The 6091-nt window shown below is 60.0% G+C and carries 3 protein-coding genes, 1 pseudogene and 1 riboswitch; all 4 genes and pseudogenes read right to left on the minus strand.

Going from position 1 to position 6091, the window contains the following annotated elements; all coding sequences use genetic code 11:
- Positions 1 to 209: pseudogene (locus Q0216_RS02045) on the minus strand (peptidase M13); the annotation flags it as partial.
- Positions 210 to 455: 246 nt separating this feature from the next.
- Positions 456 to 1901 (minus strand): MFS transporter, encoded by a 1446-nt coding sequence (locus Q0216_RS02050; RefSeq protein ID WP_298592526.1) that lies wholly within the window; start codon positions 1899 to 1901, stop codon positions 456 to 458.
- A gap of 551 nt (positions 1902 to 2452) precedes the next feature.
- Complete coding sequence (gene metE, locus Q0216_RS02055) at positions 2453 to 4780, minus strand: 5-methyltetrahydropteroyltriglutamate--homocysteine S-methyltransferase (RefSeq protein WP_298592528.1); 2328 nt, start codon at positions 4778 to 4780, stop codon at positions 2453 to 2455.
- Between the two features lie 161 nt (positions 4781 to 4941).
- A complete protein-coding gene (locus tag Q0216_RS02060; RefSeq protein WP_298592529.1) occupies positions 4942 to 5847 on the minus strand; it encodes a methylenetetrahydrofolate reductase in 906 nt (301 codons plus the stop codon).
- A 117-nt stretch (positions 5848 to 5964) separates the two neighbouring features.
- Positions 5965 to 6080, minus strand: a riboswitch (SAM riboswitch).
- Positions 6081 to 6091: the final 11 nt, after the last annotated feature.

Genomic DNA, 6091 nt, shown 5'->3' on the forward strand with positions numbered 1-6091 from the left:
TCCGGCTGCTCCTTCGCAATCTTCTCCACCAGCTCACGCACGTGCTTCTCTGCGTTATCGCGGAGGGTGTACAGGCCGCCGTCCTTGGGGCGATCCGCCGGGATTTCGTGGGTAGCAAGCCACTTGCCGTTGACGTGGCGGAAGAAATCGTCGCCCGGCTTGACGGTTTCGTCCACCCATTCTTTAGTGATTCCAGAGTTAGTAGTCATGGTTCCATTCTATGTTCTTACGCCCGCAAGCCACAGGATGCCCGGCACCGCGCCGGATGGCGACTCACCGGTACAGGTGCTCATCAGAGGCATTTTGCCGCTCCTCAGCGGGCTATCCGGGCGGTAGAGGGGGGCGTATGCCCCTCCAGGATGCAGAAAAGCCCGCCCGCACGGTCACACAACCGTACAGGCGGGTTCGCATCTACCCCCGAACCACTAGTTCAGGAACAAAGAAGGACTATTCGCTTAAGCCTGAGCTTTCGCAGCCAGCTTCTCTGCGCGCTCAGCCATCAGACGCTTCTCAGCACCGTTGACCAGCCACAGGAACAGAACCGCCAGACCCGAGCACACAATCATAAAGACGAACGCGGTGCTCCAGCCCCAGTGGTCAACAATAATGCCGATACCAGCAGAAGCCAGGGTTGCACCAAGCGCGTAACCGAACAGGCCGGTGAAGCCCGCAGCGGTACCCGCAACATGCGAAGGCGACAGGTCAATAGCCTGCAGACCAATCAGCATGACCGGGCCGTAAATCAGGCCACCAATCAGAGCCAACGCAACGTACGCAATCCACAGCGGCGCATCCGAAGAGGGCAGCCAGTACAGCAGAATCGCGCCGACGGTCGCAACCAGGAACAGGATACCCGCGGGGGAGCGGCGACCCTTGAACATGCGGTCAGAAACGTAACCACACAGGACGGTGCCGCCAATACCGGCAAGTTCCAGAATCGAGAATCCCGCAATACCGCCCTCAAGGGAGGTGTGGCGCACATCGTGCAGGTACTTCGGCGCCCACACCAGCACGCCGTAACGCAGGGTGTACACGAACACGTTTGCTAGAGCCAGGTACACCATGGTCGAGTTGGTCAGCACGTGCTTACGGATGGTGGTCCACGTGGACTCTGCACGATCCTCAGCGGTGGACTCAACCTTGTGCGGGTCGTTGCGGTACACGTCAACGGTGGGCAGGCCCTCCGCCTCGGGGTTATCGCGGATCAGCAGCCACGCCACAAATGCGAGCACGAAGCTGATAACAGCGGGGAACCAGAAAGCAACTTCCCAGGTCTTGCCGAACATGGAGAAGCCCCACGCAACCAGCAGACCGGACAGCGCACCACCGACGTTGTGGGCGGTGTTCCACCAGGAAACCTTCGTGCCGCGCTCGCTGGTGGAGAACCAGTTCACGAGCACACGGCCGGAGGGCGGCCAACCCATGCCCTGGAAGATACCGTTGAAAACCATGATGGTCGCCATGATGGAGGCGATAGCGGCAGCATAGCCCGTCGCACCCGCGCCTTCACCCATGTAACCGGTCATTGCCAGCAGGATGTTTGCAACGCCCGAAAGCACCAGACCAATCGGCAAGAATAGACGCGCGTTGGAGCGGTCAGAAATCATTGCGGTGAAGAACTTGCTGAAGCCGTAAGCCAGCAGCAGTGCCGTGGACAGTGCACCGATTGCGGCGTTGCTGAAGCCCAGTTCCTTGGTCAGAATCGGGGTGACCAGCGGGACGTTGTTACGAATCAGGTAGAAGGTCGCGTAACCGATGAAAATACCCATGAAGACCTGTAGGCGCATGCGCGGGTACTTCGCATTAACTTCTGCTTCGCTGAGCTGAGGCTTGGGTGCCGGAATGGCGAGCCAGCGGGGTACAGAACCCTTCTTCTTCTTTGATGAAGTGGTAGTAGTCATGTTTCGCATTCTATAAGTGGGGTCTTATAAAAATGCTAATCTACTGGGCATATTTTCACTAAATTGTTCAGTATAGTGAACGAATATTCAGAGTGATTATTCTATAAATACTTGTTTTACCCTGGAATTTCAGAGAAGTGCGCAATTCATGTGATGCACATCTGTCTACTGGGCAACATTGCCGTGAATGATGCAATGAATATAAATACTTTCCATGTTGAGTAAATGCATGTTTTGGTCAGACCACAACTAAATTTAGAGTTATTTATACCCTAAGTTCAAAAAGAGAACCACTTGAATACCGCTAAATCGGTGCTCCATAAACACCCCGCAGGCACCCACCCGCTCAACCCAAAAACTGCACAGGGAAGCCCGCCCGCACGGTGCAGAAGAATCCGTGCGGGCGGGCCCGTTATCTATCCCCAAAAGCTCGGCATACAGTCGGTACGCATACCGGCACGAAGCCGAACAACCGCCACCTGCCGCAGGTTACCGCGAGCAAACCATCATCCGGTCAACCCGCAGCAGGCAGCGGAACCAATAGGCGCCTCCTAGAGGGACGCGCGGATCGCCTTGGTGGCATCCACCAGGTGACGCAGAGACTGCTTGGTCTCCTCGTAATCACGAGTCTTCAGACCACAGTCCGGGTTCACCCACAGGTCAGCAATGGTGCCGTAACCAATCGCAGCCTTCAGCAGGGACTCAATCTCCTCCTGAGAAGGAACACGCGGGGAGTGGATGTCCCACACGCCCGGGCCCAGACCGGAAACGAAGCTCTCCGGAATGTCAGCCAGCAGCTCCATGTGCGAACGAGCCGCCTCAATGCTGGTCACGTCAGCGTTCAGAGCGTTAATCGAGTCGATAATCTCGTTGAACTCCGAGTAGCACAGGTGGGTGTGAATCTGAGTGGAATCCTTCACACCGCTGGTAGCCAGGCGGAAGGAGTTCACCGACCAGTCCAGGTACTGCGGCTGCTCATCGCGGCGCAGGGGCAGCAGCTCACGCAGAGCCGGCTCGTCCACCTGAATGATGCGGATGCCTGCCTCTTCCAGGTCGGCAATCTCGTCGGCCAGTGCCAGAGCCACCTGGTTAGCGGTCTCGCGGCGCGGCTGGTCGTCACGCACGAAGGACCACGCCAGAATCGTCACCGGGCCGGTGAGCATGCCCTTGACCGGCTTCTCGCTCAGCGACTGTGCGTGGGAACTCCACGGAACGGTGAATGCCTCACCGCGCAGGCCCTCACCGTGACGCTTCACGTCACCGAACAGGATCGAGGGGCGGGTGCAACGCGAACCGTAGGACTGAACCCAGCCGTGGCGGGTGGTTGCGAAGCCGTCAAAGTTCTCGGCGAAGTACTGAACCATGTCGTTACGCTCAGCCTCACCGTGAACCAGCACGTCCAGGCCCAGCTCCTCCTGCAGCGCGATGACCGAAGCGATCTCATCACGCAGGAAGCCGTTCAGCTCCTCAGCGGAAATCTTGCCCGCACGAGCCTCCGCACGGTGGCGGCGAATCTCAGCGGTCTGCGGGAAGGAACCAATAGTGGTGGTCGGCAGCTTCGGCAGGTTCAGGTCAGCCTGAGCCGCGCGACGAACATCAATGGTCGGGCGGTCGAAGTCCTCGGGAGCCACAGCTGCGGCGCGGGCACGAATCTCCTCGTTGTGCTTACGCGGGTCAGCAGCGAAGCGAGCCAGCGCCTCATCAGCAGCCTTCAGCTCCGGCTCAACAGCGGCCTCACCCTCAGCCAGGCCGCGAGCCAGCAGAGCAATCTCAGCGACCTTCTGGTCAGCGAATGCCAGGCCGTCCACCGGAACCTCGGCGGGGTCTTCCAGAGCCAGGTCGTGCGGCACGTGCTGCAGGGAGGTCGAGGAGGAAACCGACACGGCACCCTCGGATGCGCCGGGCAGCGCCTCCAGAGTCTTCAGGGCGGCGCGAACATCAGCACGCCACACGTTGCGACCGTTCACAACACCGGCAACCAGGTGCACACCAGCGGCAGAAACAGACTCAAGCTCAGCCTTCGAGTACACGCCGTGCACCAGGTCAAGGTGCAGAGCCTCAATACCGGTACCCAGCAGCGCCGGCAGGTTCTCACGCAGGGAACCGTAGGGGCTGGTCACCAGAATCTGCGGGCGCTTCTCGCCAGCAGCCAGGGCACGGTAGGTGCGCTCAGCAAGCTCAGCGACCTTCGCGTTGTCTGCACGGTCCACGGTCAGGCCCGGCTCATCCAGCTGAACCCACTCAACACCGCGCTCAGCCAGCTGCTCCAGCACCTGAGCGTAAGCGGCAACGAACTCGTCCAGACGGTCGATGGGTGCGAAGTCCTCGGCGGAACCCTGCTCAGCCTTAGCGCCCAGCAGCAGGGTCAGCGGGCCAACAATCTGCGGGCGAACCTTCACGCCAGCCTGCTTTGCGACCTCGAGCTGCTCGTCAATAGCCTCAAGGTTCAGCTTAATCTCGGTCGATGCACCAATCTCGGGCACCAGGTAGTGGTAGTTGGTGTCGAACCACTTGGTCATCTCCAGCGGAGGCAGGGTCTCAGTACCGCGCGCTAGTGCGAAGTAGCCGGGCAGATCCAGCAGGCCGCGTGCGTCCTTAGCCTCAGCCAGACGCTCGGGAACCAGGGTGAACAGGCGAACCACGTCGAGCACCTGGTCGTAGTAGGAGAAGGTTGCCGGAATCGAGTAGTTGTCAGCCTTCAGGCCCGCAGTGGTCACGCGCTCGAAGTAGGTGCGCTGTACGTCGGCGGCGGTGTCCTGCAGTTCCTGCAGGGTTGCCTTGCCCTTCCAGAAAGCCTCCTGAGCCTTCTTCAGTTCGCGGAAGCGGCCCACGCGGGGGTAACCAACAATGGTTGCGGCGGGGAATGCGGTGTTCGACATAGTAATTTTTCCTTTACTGGGGATAGATGTGGGAGTCAGTTCCGGTGTTTCGCTACCCAGCGGTGGGCGGTGAAACGGGGGTCGTAACTCCCGGAATATTTGTGGGGGAGACAGTGGAAACGCATCCGGTAAGGAGCGTTATGGGGTTGAGCGGGTCGCGTTTAGGCGAATTCCAGCTCGTGCAGCGGCTGAGAGAAACGGTTGCTGTACCGCGGCAGGTCCAGCTGGTCCAGAACATCCAGCACCGCGGCATGCTCGTTGAAGGTGAAGAAGTGCAGACCCGGTGCGCCCGCATCCATCACGGTGCGGCACTGGTTCAGTGCGTAGTCCACGCCGATGCGGTGCAGCTCAGCGTCACTGGTTGCCGTTTCTAGGGCGTAGGCGAGGTCCGTCGGGACTTCCATGCCCGCCATCTGGCAGAGGTTCCGCAGGCGCTTCAGCGAGGTCACCGGCATGATGCCCGGAATAATCGGAATGTCCACGCCCGCCAGGCGTGCCGAATCGACCAGGGCGCTGTAGCGCTCATCCTCAAAGAACACCTGAGTGATCGCGAAATCCGCGCCGGCACGCTGCTTCGACAGCAGAATCTCAATATCCTGCAGCAGGGACGCCGACTCCGGGTGCTTCTGCGGGTACGCCGCCACACCAATCGACACCTTGCCAGCCGCCAGGTGGGCGAAATCTTCACGCTCAACGCGGCGAATGAGTTCCACCAGGTAGCGGGCGAAAGGAAGCTCAGAAACCTGACCCTCCTGAATGTCACCGCGAAGAGCCAGGAAGCCGCGCACGCCCAGACCCAGGATCAGGCGGACTGCACGCTCCAGCTCGTGTACCGAATGGCCTGCACAAATCAGGTGAGCCAGCGGGGTGAGGGAGGTTTCATGCACCAGGTGGTCGAGCAGCGCCAGGGTCTTCTGGCGGCGCTTCGCGTCACCGGAGTAGGTGACCGACACGTAGTCGGGGTTGGTGCCCTCAAGCTCCGCAATGGTGCGCAGTAGCGACTCACAGCTCGCGTGTGAGCGCGGAGGGAACAGCTCAAAAGAAAGAGCCGGGTGAACTGTCGTCATAACCATCCTTCGTGTTCACCCGATAGATACGCACCGGGAGGGTGCGTGAATTCTTCTGCAGGATGCGCTGTACCGGTTTGCTGGTACGGCTCATCGTGGGGTGCCGAAGGGTATTCTTCTCTATCGGTCCTGGCGGGAGCACCTTGTCCGTACCCTGCACCGTGACGGTGGGGATACTGGCGAGGTTGCTGCGACGTCTACGAGCCAGATCTCTCGGTCGCTCTTGATAGATAACGCCTTCACT

Source organism: uncultured Rothia sp., assembly GCF_937976295.1.
In the GTDB taxonomy this organism is placed as follows: domain Bacteria; phylum Actinomycetota; class Actinomycetes; order Actinomycetales; family Micrococcaceae; genus Rothia.